Origin of the sequence: Actinoplanes sp. NPDC026619 (assembly GCF_040638295.1) — a bacterium.
Classification (GTDB): Bacteria; Actinomycetota; Actinomycetes; order Mycobacteriales; family Micromonosporaceae; genus Actinoplanes.
Window position 1 is genome coordinate 351,278 of sequence record NZ_JBEZYA010000001.1, and the last position, 12,992, is coordinate 364,269.

The window sequence follows — 12,992 nt, forward strand, 5'->3', positions numbered from 1 at the left end:
CCCTCCGGTCACGCCGAGCGATACCCCTCATTTCTGAAAGCCGTTCCTGGTTTCGCTGCCTAACCTTGTGATCATGAAAACTACGGCAGTTGTGCTGAGCGGATACGGGGCGCCGGACGTGTTGCGACTCGGCGAGACCGAAGTGGCATCGCCGGCCGCGGGGCAGATCCGGGTGGCGGTGCGCTACGCCGGCGTCGGCCCCACCGACCTGGCGATCCGGGCCGGGCATCTGGCCGCGGTCTTCCCGGCCGGGCCGGGCACGGTCCTCGGCTTCGAGGCGGCGGGTGTCGTGGAGAGCGTCGGCGAGGGGGTCACCGACGTGTCGGCCGGTGACGAGGTCGCGGTCCTCCTCCCCCGGCTGGGTGGCTATGCCGGCCTGGTCGTCGCCGACTTCTGGGCGCCCAAGCCGGCGTCGGTGTCGTGGGCGGACGCGGCCGCGCTGCCCGCCTCCGGCGAGGCCGCCGTGCGGGTGCTCGACCAGCTGGCGGTCGGCTCCGGCGAGACGATGCTGCTGCTCGGGGCGGCCGGCTCGGTCGGCCGGATCGCGACCCAGCTCGCCGCCGCCCGCGGCGTGCACGTCGTGGCGGCGGTGCGGCCGGCCGACTTCGCCCTGGTCGAGGGCCTCGGCGCGACCCCGGTCGACTACGCCGCCATCGGGTCGGACCAGAAGGTCGACGCGGTGTTCGACGCGTCCGGCCGCAGCGATCTGCCGGCCGCGATCGCGCTCGCCGGCGGGACGAAGCGGGTCATCACGCTCTCCGACCACCGGGCCCGCGAGCTCGGCGTGCTGCTCTCCGACATCGTCACCGACGGCGTCGTCCCGGCCCTGAAGCTGGTGATGGACCGGCTCGCCGCGGGAGAGCTTGCGCTCCAGCCGCAGACAGTGTCGCCGCTGGCCGACGCGGCCGCCGTGCACGCCCGGCTGGCGAGCGGCGAGCTGCGCGGCAAGGCGTTACTGCAGCTGTGACGGCACGGCCCGCAGGGCGAGGTCGACCGTGGCGTGCAGGCTCGCCCGGTCGACACCGGCCGCGGCGTGCACCGCGTTGCCCTCGCTGACCACCATCACGTAACGGGCGAGCGCCGCCGCGTCGGTCCCGGCCGGCAGATCCACGCCGACCGCCTGGGCCAGACGGTCGGCCAGGGCTTTCTCGCCGGCCAGCCGGCTCGCCGCCAGGAACTCGGCCGAGCTGCCGCCGGCCAACCCGCCCTGGATGGACAAACACCCCGGCGGCCGGTCCGGCCGGGTGATCGCGTCGGCGTTCGACCGCAGAAACTTCTCGATGACCGCGTACGCCGTGGGCGCCCCCAGCGCCTCCCGGGCGTACGCCATGTCCAGTTCCGCGTAGCGCGCGACCGCCTGCCGGAACAACTGCTCCTTGTTGCCGTACGCGGCGTACATGCTCGGGCGGTTGATCCCCATCGCGGCGGTGAGGTCGCTGAGCGAGGCCCCCTCGTAGCCCTGCCGCCAGAACACCTCGGTGGCCCGGTCGAGCGCCGCGTCGGCGTCGAACTCGCGTGGCCGTCCTTTGAGTGACACACCTCATCCTAACCGATCGGTACAGAAATGCCCTCGGCGGTGTTAGCGTGAACGAGTTACGTACCGAACAGTACGGAAAGGTTCACGATCATGGGACAGCTCGACGGCAGGACCGCCCTCGTCACCGGCGCCACCTCGGGAATCGGCCTCGCGGCCGCCAAGCGACTGGCCGCCGAGGGGGCGCACGTCTTCCTGACCGGCCGCCGCCAGGACGCGCTCGACGAGGCCGTCGCCGCGATCGGCGCGAACGCCACCGGTGTCCGCGCCGACGTCGCCGACCTCGGCGACCTGGAGCGGGTGGCGGCCGCCATCCGGGAGCGCGGCGCCGGGCTCGACGTCGTGTTCGCCAACGCCGGCGGGGGCGAGTTCGCCGCCCTCGGCGCGATCACCTGGCAGCACTACGCCGACACGTTCAACACCAACGTCGGCGGCACCCTGTTCACCGTGCAGGCCGTGCTGCCGCTGCTCAACCCGGCCGCCTCGATCGTGCTGACCAGCTCGAACATCGACACCAAGGGCGCGGCGTCGTTCAGCGTCTACGCGGCCACCAAGGCGGCGCTGCGCTCGTTCACCCGCAGTTGGGCGGCCGAGCTCGTCGGCCGCGGCATCCGGGTCAACAGCATCGCCCCCGGCCCGATCGAAACCCCCGGGCTCAGCGGCCTCGCGCCCGACCCGGAGTCGGCCCAGCAGCTGCTCAAGGGCCTCGCCGAGGGCGTGCCGATGAACCGGCTGGGCCGCCCCGAGGAGATCGCCGACGCGGTGCTCTTCCTGGCCTCGAGCGCCAGCAGCTTCATGACCGGCGCCGAGATCTACGTCGACGGCGGCGCCAGCCAGGTCTGAGGCGTGATCGGGCCGAGGCCGGGCGGAGACCTTCGTCGATGAGTCTGATCACCATGGGGAGAAAGATCGGATGGATCATCGCGACGGCACTGGCGTGGACGCTCAATCCGGCAGTGCTGTTCTGCACGCTGTGGCCGACCGGGTTCGGGCGGGACTGCGCCTCGCCGCCGGGCCAGCCGGACGTGGTGCCGGCCGGCTGCCCGCGGGAGGGCCTGACCTGGCTGGCCGGCATGTTCTTCTTGGCCCTGTGGGTGCTGCTCACCTTCGTCATCGGCCTTGTCCTCGGCGCGATCGAGGGCGCCCACCGGCAGTTCGCGAGCGGCGCCCTGGCCGTGGTCTGCGCCGTCCTGGTCACCATCGCGATGCCGTGGGCGATGGCCGGCTTCGCCGTCAGCAACGGCGTCACCCAGCTGATAGTCCGGGCCAAGGACTGAACAGCCGAACGGCAGCGCCACCGCTCGGTGGCACTGCCGTCCAGCTGTCGTGCGAGTGAGTCAGACCAGCGGGTCGCCCACCACGGCCGGCGTCGTGACGCTCACCGGCTCGGTCGTCGGCGGCTTCGGCGCACGCGGCCGAGGGGTGGTTCCGGTCAGGCCGGCCGCCTTGTCGGAGGCCGCACCCAGCAGGGTCTTGGCCTTTTCCTGCGCCTGGATCACCGTCGGGTTCGCCTGCAACTTGCGGGCGGTCGCGGCGATCTGCTCGTACTTCTCGCGCCCGGCGCGGGAACCAAGGACGTAACCCGCGGCGAATCCGGCAGCAAGCTTCAGCATCTTCATCAGGTATCCACTCCGTGTTCTAGGTTCGGCCCTACAGTGGATGCCCCCGGTCCGGCCGCCCAAAACGCGTTCACCCCTCGGTGCTCCGCTTGGCCGCGTCGTAGGCGAACTGCAGGAAGTCGGAGACGGCCGTGGCGGTCAGCGTGGTCGCGGCGAGCCGGGTCAGCCGGGGCGCCAGCACCAGGCCGCCGGTGAGGCCGGTGGCCACCCAGACCGCCAGGCAGAACGGGCAGGTGACCAGCTCGCCGATGCCGTGCCGGACGCTGCTGCCGTGGTCGCGGACCTCCTCGTTGAGCTCGGCCGCCCCGGCCGGCTCGGCGTAACGGGTGAACGGCGCCCGCAGCGGACTCGTGACCGCGTCCTTGGCCAGCAGCCGGCTGAGCTTGTGGGTGGCGATCGAGATCAGCGCGACGTCACCGAGGGACGGGCGCTCCGGGACCGGCCGCCCGCTGATCCTGGCCGCCGCCACGAGAGTGGCCGCCAGACCACCGAACGCGGTCATCGCGACCAGGTAACCGTCCATCGGCCGGTGCTCGTGCGGGGAGTAGCCGCGGGTCGCGCGCGTCAACTTGGCACGGACGGTGTCGAGCATCCGCGTCCTCCTCGGGTCGGGGGGTGGCTTGCGGTCTACCCCCAAACCCGAACCGCAAATCCGAAAGCGCGATCCGGAGACGTACGCCTCAGGAAGCCTTCTTCTTTGCCGTGGTCTTCTTCGCTGTCGCCTTTTTCGCCGGCGCCTTCTTCTTTGCCGTCGTCTTCTTCGCGGGGGCCGACCGCCGCTTCTGGGCGTTCTCCACGCTGCGCTTGAGCACCTCGAACAGGTCGGTCACATTGGTCGGCTCGGGCGCCGGCTCGGCCGCCGTGATCTCCTTGCCGGCCTTCTTCTGCTTGATCAGATCGTTGACTCGGTCGGTGTAGGTGTCCCGGAAGTCGGCCGGCTTCCACTTCCCGGCCATCGAGTCGATCAACTGCTGCGCCATCGCGAGCTCGGCCTTCTTCGCCGCCCCGCGCCGCGGCAGCCCGTCGATCTCCTCCTTGGGATCGCGCACCTCGTCCGCGAAGTACATGGTCTGCAGGATGAGCAGGTCGTTCTCGGCCCGGACGGCGGCCAGATACTCCTTGCCCCGCATGACGAGCGTGCCGACCGCGGCCCGGCCGGCGTCGGCCATCGCGTCCCGCAGCAGGCCGTACACCTTGGCCGTGTCCTTGCCGCCGGGGCCGAGGTAATAGGTGCGCTGGTAATAGATCGGGTCGATGTCGCCGAGCTCGACGAAACGGTCGATCTCCAGGCTCTTGGACCGGCCGGGCGCGACCGAGTCGAGCTCGTCGCGGTCGAGCATGACGTAATCGCCGCCGCCCACGTCGGCGCCCTTGACGATGCCGTCGAAGTCGACCTCCTTGCCGGTGCGCTCGTTGACGCGCTTGTACCGGATGCGGTCGGCCGAGTCCTTCTCGAACTGGTGGAAGGACACCTCGTGGTCGTGCGTCGCCGAGTACATCGCGACCGGCACCGACACCAGCCCGAACGTGATCGACCCGGTCCAGATCGGCCGTGCCATGGCTCCCCCTCAGACTTCGTCGTTGGTGCGGCCGGTCAGCACGGACTTCGGGTGCTCCTCCGGGTCCCAGCCGTCGACCGCGTGTTCGTCGCGCTTGTGCACGAGCAGCCAGTCGTCGCCCCTCGTGCGCACCAGCACGAACCGGCCGCGCAGCTTCACGCCGTACAGGTCGAAGTGCAGTTCGCCGGCCTCGAGCGCCGCGGCCGGATCGTCCGTGTCGTGCGGTTCCCAGGTGCCGTTGTCCCAGACGATCACGTCGCCGCCGCCGTACCGCCCGGCCGGGATCCGGCCCTCGAAGCCGGCATGGTCGAGCGCGTGGTCCTCGACGTGGTAGGCCCCGCGGCGCACCTTCGCGTCGAGCGTCGGCCCCTTCGGCACCGCCCAGCTGACCAGCACCCCGCCGAGCTCGAGCCGGAAGTCGTAGTGCAGCCGCCGGGCCCGGTGCCGCTGCACCACGAAGCTGAGCGCCATACCCCTACACATACCACCAACTGCGCCGTTATTGGTTCCGGCACAGCGTGCCGGGCAGAATTCCGAATCGACGCTGGTAGTCCTCGATGAACCGGCTCGGGCTGAACCAGCCCCATCGGTACGCCACATCGGCCACCGTGAGCGTCCCGGCCGGGTCGGCGGCCCGAAGCTCCTGATCGGCCCGTTCCAGCCGGATCCGGCGCAGGTAGCCGACCGGGGTGGTGTCGAAGTGCCGGCGGAACGCGTACTGCAAGGCCCGGCCGCTCACTCCGGCCGCCTCGGCGATCTGCGCCAGGGTGATGGCCTGGTCGGCGTGCGCGTGCAGGAACGCGGCCGCGCGGCGCACCGCGGCCGGCGCCACCCAGCCCGGACCGGGCCGGTAGGAGACGTCCAGGGCATTGTTCGGGAACGTGTGCAGCGCGACGATCGCGACCGTACGGGTCATCTCCTCGGCCACCAGCGGGCACGCCGCCGGCAAGCCCTCGGTCAACAGCAGGGTGCCGGCCAGTTCCTGCAGGGCGAACCACTGCCGTGCCATCGCCGCCGACACCGGCCTGGTCGACGAGAAGCGGAGGTCCTCGGCACGGATGCCGGCGGTCCGCTCGGCCTCCGCGGCCAGCCGGGTCAGCGGCAGCTGCAGGATCTGCGCGCCGAGATCGAACACATCCACCTCGAGTGGGACGCCGGTCGGATAGAACGCGGTCTCCCCGGCCACCACGATCTGCTCGTCGCCGCCGTTGCGGACATGCAGCCGGCCACTGCTGATCGCGAACGAGAAGAAGTGGTCGAACGGCTCGGTCGTGGCGCGGTAGCCGACGGTGGAGCGAAGCCGGCTGGCGGCGATCCTGCCGGACACCGCCGCCGTCGCGGTGAACCCGGCGTTCCCCGCGGCGCCGAGAAACTCGAGACGGTTGCCGACATACATCTGCCGGACGAACTCCTCGGCCTCCGCCGCGTCTCGCGTCGAGACCCGGACTCTCCGCACCTCGTCCACGGACATGAGCACCTCCCCGGAGTGGTGGGCCCACCGTACGCATCGCAGCCGGTCGGACGAAGGCTCCCGTTCTGCGCACAAGGCGGTGGAGGAAGCACGTTTCCGGAGCTAGCGGCCCCGGGCGCGGGCCGCCACGGTGCGTCTGGGCGATCTCAACTTCACCGTCCGGAGTGACGTCGTCATCACGAAGTCGAACGCTGACGAGCTGTCCGTCCGGCCTCGTCCTGGGCGTGGCCGGTCGCGTCCGCTCAGAGAGTGATGACGATGCCGATGCCCGGCGGGCGCTTGATGCGGAGGAGCCGGGAGAACCATCCGCCGATGCGCGCGGTGACGTACCGCCGCTCCAGCAGACGGCGTGCGTTCTCGGTCTCGGTGGACGGAAGAAGAGTGGCGGTGCCCCGGACCGGGCGGGCGCCGGGGGCGACCTTGCCACGGAGGTCGCAGGCGACGATCTCGACCTCGGGGTTGCGGCGCAGGCGCTTGACCTTCCCGGCGCCGGCGGCCGAGACGGTGGTGACGGTGTTGCCCTCGGCGACGTGCCAGACCGGGGTCGGAACCGGAGTGCCGTCCTTGCGGTAGGTCGTCAGGCTGATCTGCTTGCTCGCGGCAATATCCGCGGGAACGGTCATGGCCCCATTCTCGTCGATCCGCCGCGCTCGGCGATCACATCGCGGCGGCGCGGTCCAGCAGCAGTTTCCGCTCCCGCTCGTTGCGGGTCAGCGACGCCGCCCGCTCGAACTCCAGCCGCGCCTCGTCGGCCCGGCCCAGCCGGGCCAGGAAGTCGCCGCGCACGCTGGGCAGCAGGTGGTAGTTCTGCAGGGCCGGCACGGCCATCAGCTGGTCGAGCAGCTCCAGCCCGGTCTCCGGCCCGAACGCCATGGACAGCGCCACCGCGCGATTCAGCTCGACCACCGGCGACGGCATCGCCTGGGCCAGCTGCTCGTAGAGCTGGGCGATGCGCTCCCAGTCGGTGTCCTCGAAGCGCCGGGCGCGGGCATGGACGGCGGCGATGGCCGCCTGCAGCACGTACGGGCCGGGTTTGTCGCCCACCGCCTCGGCCCGCTCCAGCGCGGCCAGGCCCCGGCGGATCAGCAGTTGGTCCCAGCGGGCCCGGTTCTGGTCGGCCAGCAGGATCGGCTCGCCGCCCGGTCCGGTGCGGGCGGCCGCCCGGGAGGCCTGGATCTCCATCAGCGCCACCAGGCCGTGCACCTCGGGCTCGCGTGGGGCCAGCCGGGCCAGGATCCGGCCCAGCCGCAGGGCGTCCTCGCACAGCGCCGGCCGCATCCAGTCGTCGCCGGCGGTGGCCGAGTAGCCCTCGTTGAAGATCAGGTAGACGACCTCGAGAACGGAGCCGAGCCGGGCCGCCAGCTCGCCGCCCTGCGGCACCTCGAACGGCACCCGGGCGTTGGCCAGGGTCTTCTTGGCCCGCACGATCCGCTGCGCCACGGTCGGCTCCGGCACCAGGAAGGCCCGGGCGATCTCGTCGGTGGTCAGGCCGCCGAGCAGCCGCAGGGTCAGCGCGGCGCGGGCCTCGGTGGACAGCACCGGGTGGCAGGCCACGAACACCAGCCGCAGCAGGTCGTCGCCGATGCCGTCGTCCTCGGCGACGGCTACGCCGATGTCCGGGGTGGAGTCCTCCAGCGTCCGGCCGATCTCGTCGACCTTGCGGCGGAAGGTCTCGTTGCGCCGGATCTGGTCGATGGCCCGGCGCTTGGCGGTGGTCATCAGCCAGGCGCCCGGATTGCCCGGCACGCCCTCCGCCGGCCACTGCTCCAGCGCCGCGACCAGCGCGTCCTGCGCGAGCTCCTCGGCCGTGCCGAGGTCGCGGACGAGCCTGGTCAGCCCGGCGACGAGCCGGGGCGCTTCGATCCGCCAGACCGCCTCGATCGCGCGGTGAGTGTCAGTGGCCACGGCCTCCGTCTACTCCACCGCGCGATCGGACGCAACTTCGCCCGCCTGTTACCAGATGCCCTTCGCGTCCCGCTCCACCACGGCCTCGCGCTGCTCGGCGGTCATGTTGTCGCCGAAGTCCTCAGCGCCGTACACCCGCCGGATCTCGATGTTGGTGGGCTCGCCCTTGTCCATCTGCGGGAAGCGCTTGAACCACTCGACGCACTCCTCGAGCGACTTCACCTCGACCAGGAAGAAGCCGGCGATGAGCTCCTTGGTCTCGGTGAACGGACCGTCCACCACCGTCTTCTTCTCGCCGTCGAAGTAGATCCGGACGCCCTGGCTGCTGGGCGTGATGCCCTCGGCGGCCAGCAGCACGCCGGCGTCGACCATCTCCTCGATGAACTTGCCCACCGTCTCGAACTCCTCGGTGGCAGGCTGCACGCCGGCTTCGCTGTTCGCGGTGGCCTTGGTGATCACCATGAAGCGCATCGTTTTCTCCTTGAGTCAGGGTGCCTTTTCACCTACGCGTTTCACTTACGCGTCGATCGGCGGGCGGCCCATTCGACACCCTGCCAGAAGTATTTTCGCCGGCCCGGCAAACCTGCCTGCGGTAGCTCGCCGAGCCCACGCCGTTGATCCGCGTTCCCGACTGGGTCAGCGGCACCGCGATCGAGGCCAGCCACGGGTAGGGGTAGTCGAGATCGGGCGCGGAGACCTCGTCGAGCTCGCGCAGGCCCTCGGCCGGGATGGTCACCCGCAGGGATTCGAGGTTGGCGTCGAGCTGCTCCACCGAGCGGGCGCCGATCAGCGTGGAGGTCACCGGCGCCTGCTGCCGCACCCAGGCCAGGGCGACGGCGGCGACCGATGCGTCCAGCGTCTTCGCCAGTTCGCGGAGCACGTCGAGCACCGCGAACGCGTTGGTGCCGTCCAGCTGCGCCTGGGCCGGCGGGCCGCGCCCGGAGCCTGCCGGTGTTCGGTTGTCCCGCGAGTACTTGCCCGACAACACGCCGCCGGCCAGGGGGCTGTACGGCGTCACGCCCAGGCCCAGCTCCGCGGCGACGCCGAAGAGCTCGCCCTCGACGGTGCGGCACACCAGCGGGTACTCCACCTGCAGGGCCACGATCGGCGCCCATCCGCGCAGCTCGGCGATGGTGGCCATGCGCGCCACCACCCAAGCCGGGGTGTTGGAGATGCCGATGTACCGGATCTTGCCGGCCCGGACCAGGTCGTTGAGCGTCGCGATGGACTCCTTGATCGGGGTGTGCCGGTCGAGGCAGTGCTGCCAGTAGATGTCGAGATAATCGACGCCGAGGCGGCTCAGCGACGCGTCGACCTGCCCGAGGATGGCCTTGCGGCTCGCGCCGCCACCGTTCGGGTCGCCGAACGTCATGGTGCTGAGAGCCAGCGGGCTGACCGCAGGCCGGAGCGGCCCAGGGTGCGGTAGTCGTCCAGCTCCACGGTCAGGACCCTTTCCTCGCCAGAGCGAGCAGGCTCTCCGCCGTCTCGACGATGGTGTCTTCGATCGGGCGGGCTTTCCAGCCGAGCAGGCGCTCGGCCTTCGCGGACGTCGCGTCCAGGTTGCGGCCCAGCAGCATACGCAGCGAGCCCATCTGCGGGTTGACCCGGGCCAGCCCGCGCGCGACCCACAGCGGCATCTCCCGGGTCGGCACCTTGGCCGCCCGATCGCCGAGCCGCTCGCGCAGCGCGGCCGCGACGTCCCGCTGCCACAGGCTGTGGCCGGCGGTGGCGATGAACCGTTCGCCCGCCGCGGCCGGCTCGGTCATCGCCAGCAGGTGCAGGGACGCCACGTCGCGCACGTCGACGAAGCCGGTAGCGAACTTCAGCAGCCGCGGCATCGACCCGTCGAGCATCCGGGCGATGCCGCCGAGCGACGGCGAGTAGTCCGGGCCGAGGACCGGGCCGAGCACCGCGGTCGGGTTGACCGTGGCCAGCTCCAGCCCGCGGCCCTCGCCGGCGACGAAGTCCCAGGCCGCCCGCTCGGCCAGCGTCTTGGACTTCTGATAGGGCGCGATGCCGGCGTCGACATCCGTCCAGTCCCGCTCGGTGAACGGGGTGTCGCGCGGCGGGTGGCCGTAGGCGATCGCGCCGATCGCGGAGGTCATCACCACCCGGCGCACGCCCGCCTCACCGGCCGCGCGCAGCACCCGCAGCGTGCCGTCGATGGCCGGGCGGACCATCTCGTCGTCGTTGCGCGGCACCCGGGTCAGCGTGGGCGACGCGACGTGCAGCACCGCGTCGCAGCCGGCCGCCGCCGCCCGCCAGCCCTCGTCGCTCCGCAGGTCGGCGCGCACCACCCGGAGCCGCCCGCCGGGATCGGTCCCGCCGCTTCGCAGCATCGCCCGCACCTGCGGCTCCCGGGCCAGGTCGCGCACGGTCGTGCGCACCGAGTGCCCGGCGCTGAGCAACGCCAGCGTGCACCAGCTGCCGATGTAACCCGAACCGCCAGTCACCAGAACTTCAGTCATGACTCGACGGTAATGGAGACCTCTCCACTTATGCAAGGATTAAGCGGAGAGATCTCCAGATACTCCGAGGCCGTCGAGGATCAGCTGCAACATCGGTTGCGTCCGGTCCGGTGCGGCTCGCCACATGGCCCCGGTGAGCTGCAGGAAGTCGCCGGGCTCGGCATCGGCGCGAATGCCGCCGGCCCGCTTGCCGGCGTCGAGCAGCTGGGTGATCGCGGCGATCACCGGGCCGTAGGTATGCTCGGTGATCGACCGGTGCGCGTCCGGGCTGAGGGCGGCGCCGAGAGCGTGCTTCTTGCGCATCGCATCCACCAGCTCGGTCGTCCAGCTCCGGAGCGCCTCCCGGGGCGTCAGCGTGGCCAGCAGTTCAGGCACCGAGCCGATGAGCAGATCGACCTCGTCCTGGTAAATGTCCAGGATGAGTGCCTCGCGCGACGGATAGTTGCGGTACAGCGTGCCGGGGCCGACGCCGGCCCGCTGCGCGATCTGATTCATCGAGGTGTCGCCGTCCTCGGCGAAGGCCAGCCGGGCCGCCGCCAGGATCCGGGCGCGATTCTCGCGAGCATCTGAGCGAACCATGCAAGTCCCTGCGATCCGATTTAGTGGAGACCTCTCCGCGACGATAGCCGGTTCAGCACTGCGGCGGCGCGGACGGCTCCCCGACGGCGACGAGCGCCTCGTTGACCTCGGTCGGGGAGGCGAGCCGGCCGAAGGTCGTCCCGAGCGTCAGGTCGACGATGTCGTCCGGGCGGCCGGGGTCGAACGACATGGTGGTGGCGCCGCGCAGCTCGGCCCGCAACAGGGTCGCCGCCCCGATCGCCGCCGGCCCGTAGCTCAGCATGGTCGCGTCGCCGGCCGTCCCGCCGGCGCCGCCGGTCAGCACGACGAAGCGGCGTTCCCGCAGCTGGACGGCGGTCACGTCGGCCAGTCCGGCTGATCCCCCGTCGAGCACCCGCACCCGGACATCGGCCGGGTCGTCCGGCAGGGTCAACACACATTTGAGGGGTACGGCGGCCGACGGCTGCGCGCCCGTCCGGGTCGGCGCGGAACCGATCCGGACGGCCGCGACTCCGGACGTGGCCGCGACCACCGCGACCCCCGCCGTCACGACCGCCAACTGGCGGCGCCCCCGGCGGCGGCCGCGGGCGCGGACGGCGGCGGCCGGCCGGACCTGGATCTCCTGGACCTCGGCCACCAACTCGCGGAGCCGCTCATGAACGGACATCGTCCACCTCCTGATCGTGTTCGCCGAGCAGGCCGGCGAGCGTGGTTCGGGCCCTGGAGAGCCGCGCCTTGACCGTCCCGGCCGGCACGCCGAGGCTCGCGGCGATCTCGCCGACCGGCATGTCCAGCAGGTAATGCAGGGCGATGACCTGTCGCTGCGGCTTCGGCAGCCGCTGCAGCGCGCCGGTGACCGCCACCCGGTCCGGCGACGGGCCGGCGCTCTGCCCGGCCGGTGGCCCCAGCCGGGCCAGGGCGGCGAGCCGGCGGCGCAGGCTGCGCCACCGGTTCGCCATCAGCCGCCAGGCGACCGTGCGCACCCAGGCCTCGGGATCGTCGTACCGGGCGACCCGGGGCCAGTGCTGCCAGGCCCGGGCGAAAGCCTCCTGCGCGATCTCCTGGGCGTCGGACCGATCACCGCAGGCGGCATAGAGATAGAGCACGACGCGCCGGACGGTCGCGAGGTAGAAGGCATCGAAGTCGGCTTGCACACTGACTAACACACCGCGCCCGGCGATTCGGTTGCGTACTTTCGGAGAAGGCAGACGACGGGAGCACACGATGAAGGCGGCGCAGTTCAGCCGGTTCGGCGGCCCGGAGGTCCTGGAGATCGTGGACCTGCCCGCCGTCACTCGACTTCGCCGGCGCCGCCGCGCTGCCGGCCGCCACCGAGACCGCCGCGCGGGCGCTCGACCAGCTCGGCGTGCGCAGCGGCAGCACGGTGCTGATCAGCGGCGCCTCCGGCAGTGTCGGCAGCGCCGCGGTCCAGCTCGCGGTGGCCCGCGGCGCCCGGGTGATCGGCACCGGCGGCCCGGCCAACCAGGAATACCTGCGCTCGCTGGGCGCCGAGCCGGTCACCTACGGCGAGGGTCTGACCGGGCGGGTGCGCTCGCTCGCGCCGGACGGCGTCGACCTCGCGCTCGACGTCGCCGGCAGCGGCGTGCTGCCGGAGCTCATCGAGCTGGCCGGCGGCGCGGAGCACGTCCTGACGGTCGCCGACTTCCTGGGCGCGCAGAAGTACGACGTCCGGTTCAGCCGGGGCGACTCCGGCCGGGCGCTCTACGTGCTGGCCGAGATCGGCGAGCTGATCGAGTCGGGGCGCTTCGCCCTGCCGGCGGTGCGGACCTTCCCGCTCGGCGAGATCGCCGAGGCACACCGGGTCAGCGAGTCCGGCCAGGTGCGGGGCAAGCTGGTCCTGCTGGTCGGCTGACCCAT

17 protein-coding genes and 1 pseudogene are annotated in these 12,992 nt (G+C 71.8%); 4 read left to right on the plus strand and 14 right to left on the minus strand.

What is annotated here, in order from left to right:
- The first annotated feature begins 73 nt into the window (after positions 1–73).
- On the plus strand, positions 74–967 hold the full coding sequence (locus AB0E90_RS01710) for an NADP-dependent oxidoreductase (RefSeq protein ID WP_360397860.1): 894 nt from the start codon (positions 74–76) through the stop codon (positions 965–967).
- On the opposite strand, the gene AB0E90_RS01715 is transcribed toward AB0E90_RS01710, so the two are convergent.
- Positions 953–1,537, minus strand: a complete 585-nt coding sequence (locus AB0E90_RS01715; protein ID WP_360397862.1) for a TetR/AcrR family transcriptional regulator — start codon at positions 1,535–1,537, stop codon at positions 953–955. The two genes, AB0E90_RS01710 and AB0E90_RS01715, sit on opposite strands and share 15 nt — an antisense overlap.
- Before the next feature lie 90 nt (positions 1,538–1,627).
- Between AB0E90_RS01715 and AB0E90_RS01720 the strand changes: the two genes are divergently transcribed.
- Both AB0E90_RS01720 and AB0E90_RS01725 read left to right on the plus strand, forming a co-directional pair.
- Positions 1,628–2,377, plus strand: coding sequence for an SDR family oxidoreductase (locus AB0E90_RS01720; protein ID WP_360397864.1), 750 nt, complete (start codon positions 1,628–1,630; stop codon positions 2,375–2,377).
- Between the two features lie 53 nt (positions 2,378–2,430).
- Complete coding sequence (locus AB0E90_RS01725) at positions 2,431–2,811, plus strand: hypothetical protein (protein ID WP_360397866.1); 381 nt, start codon at positions 2,431–2,433, stop codon at positions 2,809–2,811.
- A 60-nt stretch (positions 2,812–2,871) separates the two neighbouring features.
- On the opposite strand, the gene AB0E90_RS01730 is transcribed toward AB0E90_RS01725, so the two are convergent.
- The 13 genes from AB0E90_RS01730 to AB0E90_RS01790 form a co-directional block, all read right to left on the minus strand.
- A complete protein-coding gene (locus AB0E90_RS01730) occupies positions 2,872–3,153 on the minus strand; it encodes a hypothetical protein (protein WP_360397868.1) in 282 nt (93 codons plus the stop codon).
- 70 nt (positions 3,154–3,223) lie between these two features.
- A complete protein-coding gene (locus AB0E90_RS01735; protein ID WP_360397870.1) occupies positions 3,224–3,745 on the minus strand; it encodes a DUF1360 domain-containing protein in 522 nt (173 codons plus the stop codon).
- An 88-nt stretch (positions 3,746–3,833) separates the two neighbouring features.
- Positions 3,834–4,712, minus strand: a complete 879-nt coding sequence (locus tag AB0E90_RS01740; protein WP_360397872.1) for a Ku protein — start codon at positions 4,710–4,712, stop codon at positions 3,834–3,836.
- A gap of 9 nt (positions 4,713–4,721) precedes the next feature.
- A complete protein-coding gene (locus AB0E90_RS01745; protein ID WP_360397874.1) occupies positions 4,722–5,183 on the minus strand; it encodes a DNA polymerase ligase N-terminal domain-containing protein in 462 nt (153 codons plus the stop codon).
- Positions 5,184–5,211: 28 nt separating this feature from the next.
- Positions 5,212–6,183 (minus strand): AraC family transcriptional regulator, encoded by a 972-nt coding sequence (locus AB0E90_RS01750; RefSeq protein ID WP_360397876.1) that lies wholly within the window; start codon positions 6,181–6,183, stop codon positions 5,212–5,214.
- Between the two features lie 242 nt (positions 6,184–6,425).
- Positions 6,426–6,806: a PPOX class F420-dependent oxidoreductase gene (locus AB0E90_RS01755; RefSeq protein WP_360397878.1), complete on the minus strand. Its 381-nt coding sequence runs from the start codon at positions 6,804–6,806 to the stop codon at positions 6,426–6,428.
- A gap of 34 nt (positions 6,807–6,840) precedes the next feature.
- Positions 6,841–8,088, minus strand: a complete 1,248-nt coding sequence (locus AB0E90_RS01760; RefSeq protein WP_360397880.1) for an RNA polymerase sigma factor — start codon at positions 8,086–8,088, stop codon at positions 6,841–6,843.
- A 48-nt stretch (positions 8,089–8,136) separates the two neighbouring features.
- Positions 8,137–8,559, minus strand: a complete 423-nt coding sequence (locus AB0E90_RS01765) for a YciI family protein (RefSeq protein WP_360397882.1) — start codon at positions 8,557–8,559, stop codon at positions 8,137–8,139.
- Between the two features lie 28 nt (positions 8,560–8,587).
- The gene (locus tag AB0E90_RS01770) at positions 8,588–9,460 is read right to left on the minus strand and encodes an aldo/keto reductase (RefSeq protein WP_360397884.1); all 873 of its coding nucleotides are present in this window, start codon (positions 9,458–9,460) and stop codon (positions 8,588–8,590) included.
- 70 nt (positions 9,461–9,530) lie between these two features.
- Entirely contained in the window at positions 9,531–10,556 is a 1,026-nt protein-coding gene (locus AB0E90_RS01775; RefSeq protein WP_360397886.1) for an aldehyde reductase, read from the minus strand.
- A gap of 39 nt (positions 10,557–10,595) precedes the next feature.
- Positions 10,596–11,135, minus strand: coding sequence for a TetR/AcrR family transcriptional regulator (locus AB0E90_RS01780; protein WP_360397888.1), 540 nt, complete (start codon positions 11,133–11,135; stop codon positions 10,596–10,598).
- A gap of 52 nt (positions 11,136–11,187) precedes the next feature.
- A complete protein-coding gene (locus AB0E90_RS01785; protein ID WP_360397889.1) occupies positions 11,188–11,781 on the minus strand; it encodes a LytR C-terminal domain-containing protein in 594 nt (197 codons plus the stop codon).
- On the minus strand, positions 11,768–12,268 hold the full coding sequence (locus AB0E90_RS01790; protein ID WP_360397891.1) for a SigE family RNA polymerase sigma factor: 501 nt from the start codon (positions 12,266–12,268) through the stop codon (positions 11,768–11,770). Before AB0E90_RS01790 ends, AB0E90_RS01785 begins: the two co-directional genes overlap by 14 nt.
- Before the next feature lie 131 nt (positions 12,269–12,399).
- Here AB0E90_RS01790 and AB0E90_RS01795 point away from each other — a divergent pair.
- A pseudogene (locus tag AB0E90_RS01795) lies at positions 12,400–12,987 on the plus strand (zinc-binding dehydrogenase); the annotation flags it as partial.
- Between the last annotated feature and the right edge of the window lie 5 nt (positions 12,988–12,992).

Excerpts from the sequence above, each read along its gene's own strand:
- AB0E90_RS01710 (WP_360397860.1), top strand. The coding sequence starts at position 74 with ATGAAAACTACGGCAGTTGTGCTGAGCGGATACGGGGCGCCGGACGTG.
- AB0E90_RS01720 (WP_360397864.1), top strand. The coding sequence starts at position 1,628 with ATGGGACAGCTCGACGGCAGGACCGCCCTCGTCACCGGCGCCACCTCG.
- AB0E90_RS01725 (WP_360397866.1), top strand. The coding sequence starts at position 2,431 with ATGGGGAGAAAGATCGGATGGATCATCGCGACGGCACTGGCGTGGACG.
- AB0E90_RS01730 (WP_360397868.1), bottom strand. The coding sequence starts at position 3,153 with ATGAAGATGCTGAAGCTTGCTGCCGGATTCGCCGCGGGTTACGTCCTT.
- AB0E90_RS01735 (WP_360397870.1), bottom strand. The coding sequence starts at position 3,745 with ATGCTCGACACCGTCCGTGCCAAGTTGACGCGCGCGACCCGCGGCTAC.
- AB0E90_RS01740 (WP_360397872.1), bottom strand. The coding sequence starts at position 4,712 with ATGGCACGGCCGATCTGGACCGGGTCGATCACGTTCGGGCTGGTGTCG.
- AB0E90_RS01745 (WP_360397874.1), bottom strand. The coding sequence starts at position 5,183 with ATGGCGCTCAGCTTCGTGGTGCAGCGGCACCGGGCCCGGCGGCTGCAC.
- AB0E90_RS01750 (WP_360397876.1), bottom strand. The coding sequence starts at position 6,183 with ATGTCCGTGGACGAGGTGCGGAGAGTCCGGGTCTCGACGCGAGACGCG.
- AB0E90_RS01755 (WP_360397878.1), bottom strand. The coding sequence starts at position 6,806 with ATGACCGTTCCCGCGGATATTGCCGCGAGCAAGCAGATCAGCCTGACG.
- AB0E90_RS01765 (WP_360397882.1), bottom strand. The coding sequence starts at position 8,559 with ATGCGCTTCATGGTGATCACCAAGGCCACCGCGAACAGCGAAGCCGGC.
- AB0E90_RS01770 (WP_360397884.1), bottom strand. The coding sequence starts at position 9,460 with ATGACGTTCGGCGACCCGAACGGTGGCGGCGCGAGCCGCAAGGCCATC.
- AB0E90_RS01775 (WP_360397886.1), bottom strand. The coding sequence starts at position 10,556 with ATGACTGAAGTTCTGGTGACTGGCGGTTCGGGTTACATCGGCAGCTGG.
- AB0E90_RS01780 (WP_360397888.1), bottom strand. The coding sequence starts at position 11,135 with ATGGTTCGCTCAGATGCTCGCGAGAATCGCGCCCGGATCCTGGCGGCG.
- AB0E90_RS01785 (WP_360397889.1), bottom strand. The coding sequence starts at position 11,781 with ATGTCCGTTCATGAGCGGCTCCGCGAGTTGGTGGCCGAGGTCCAGGAG.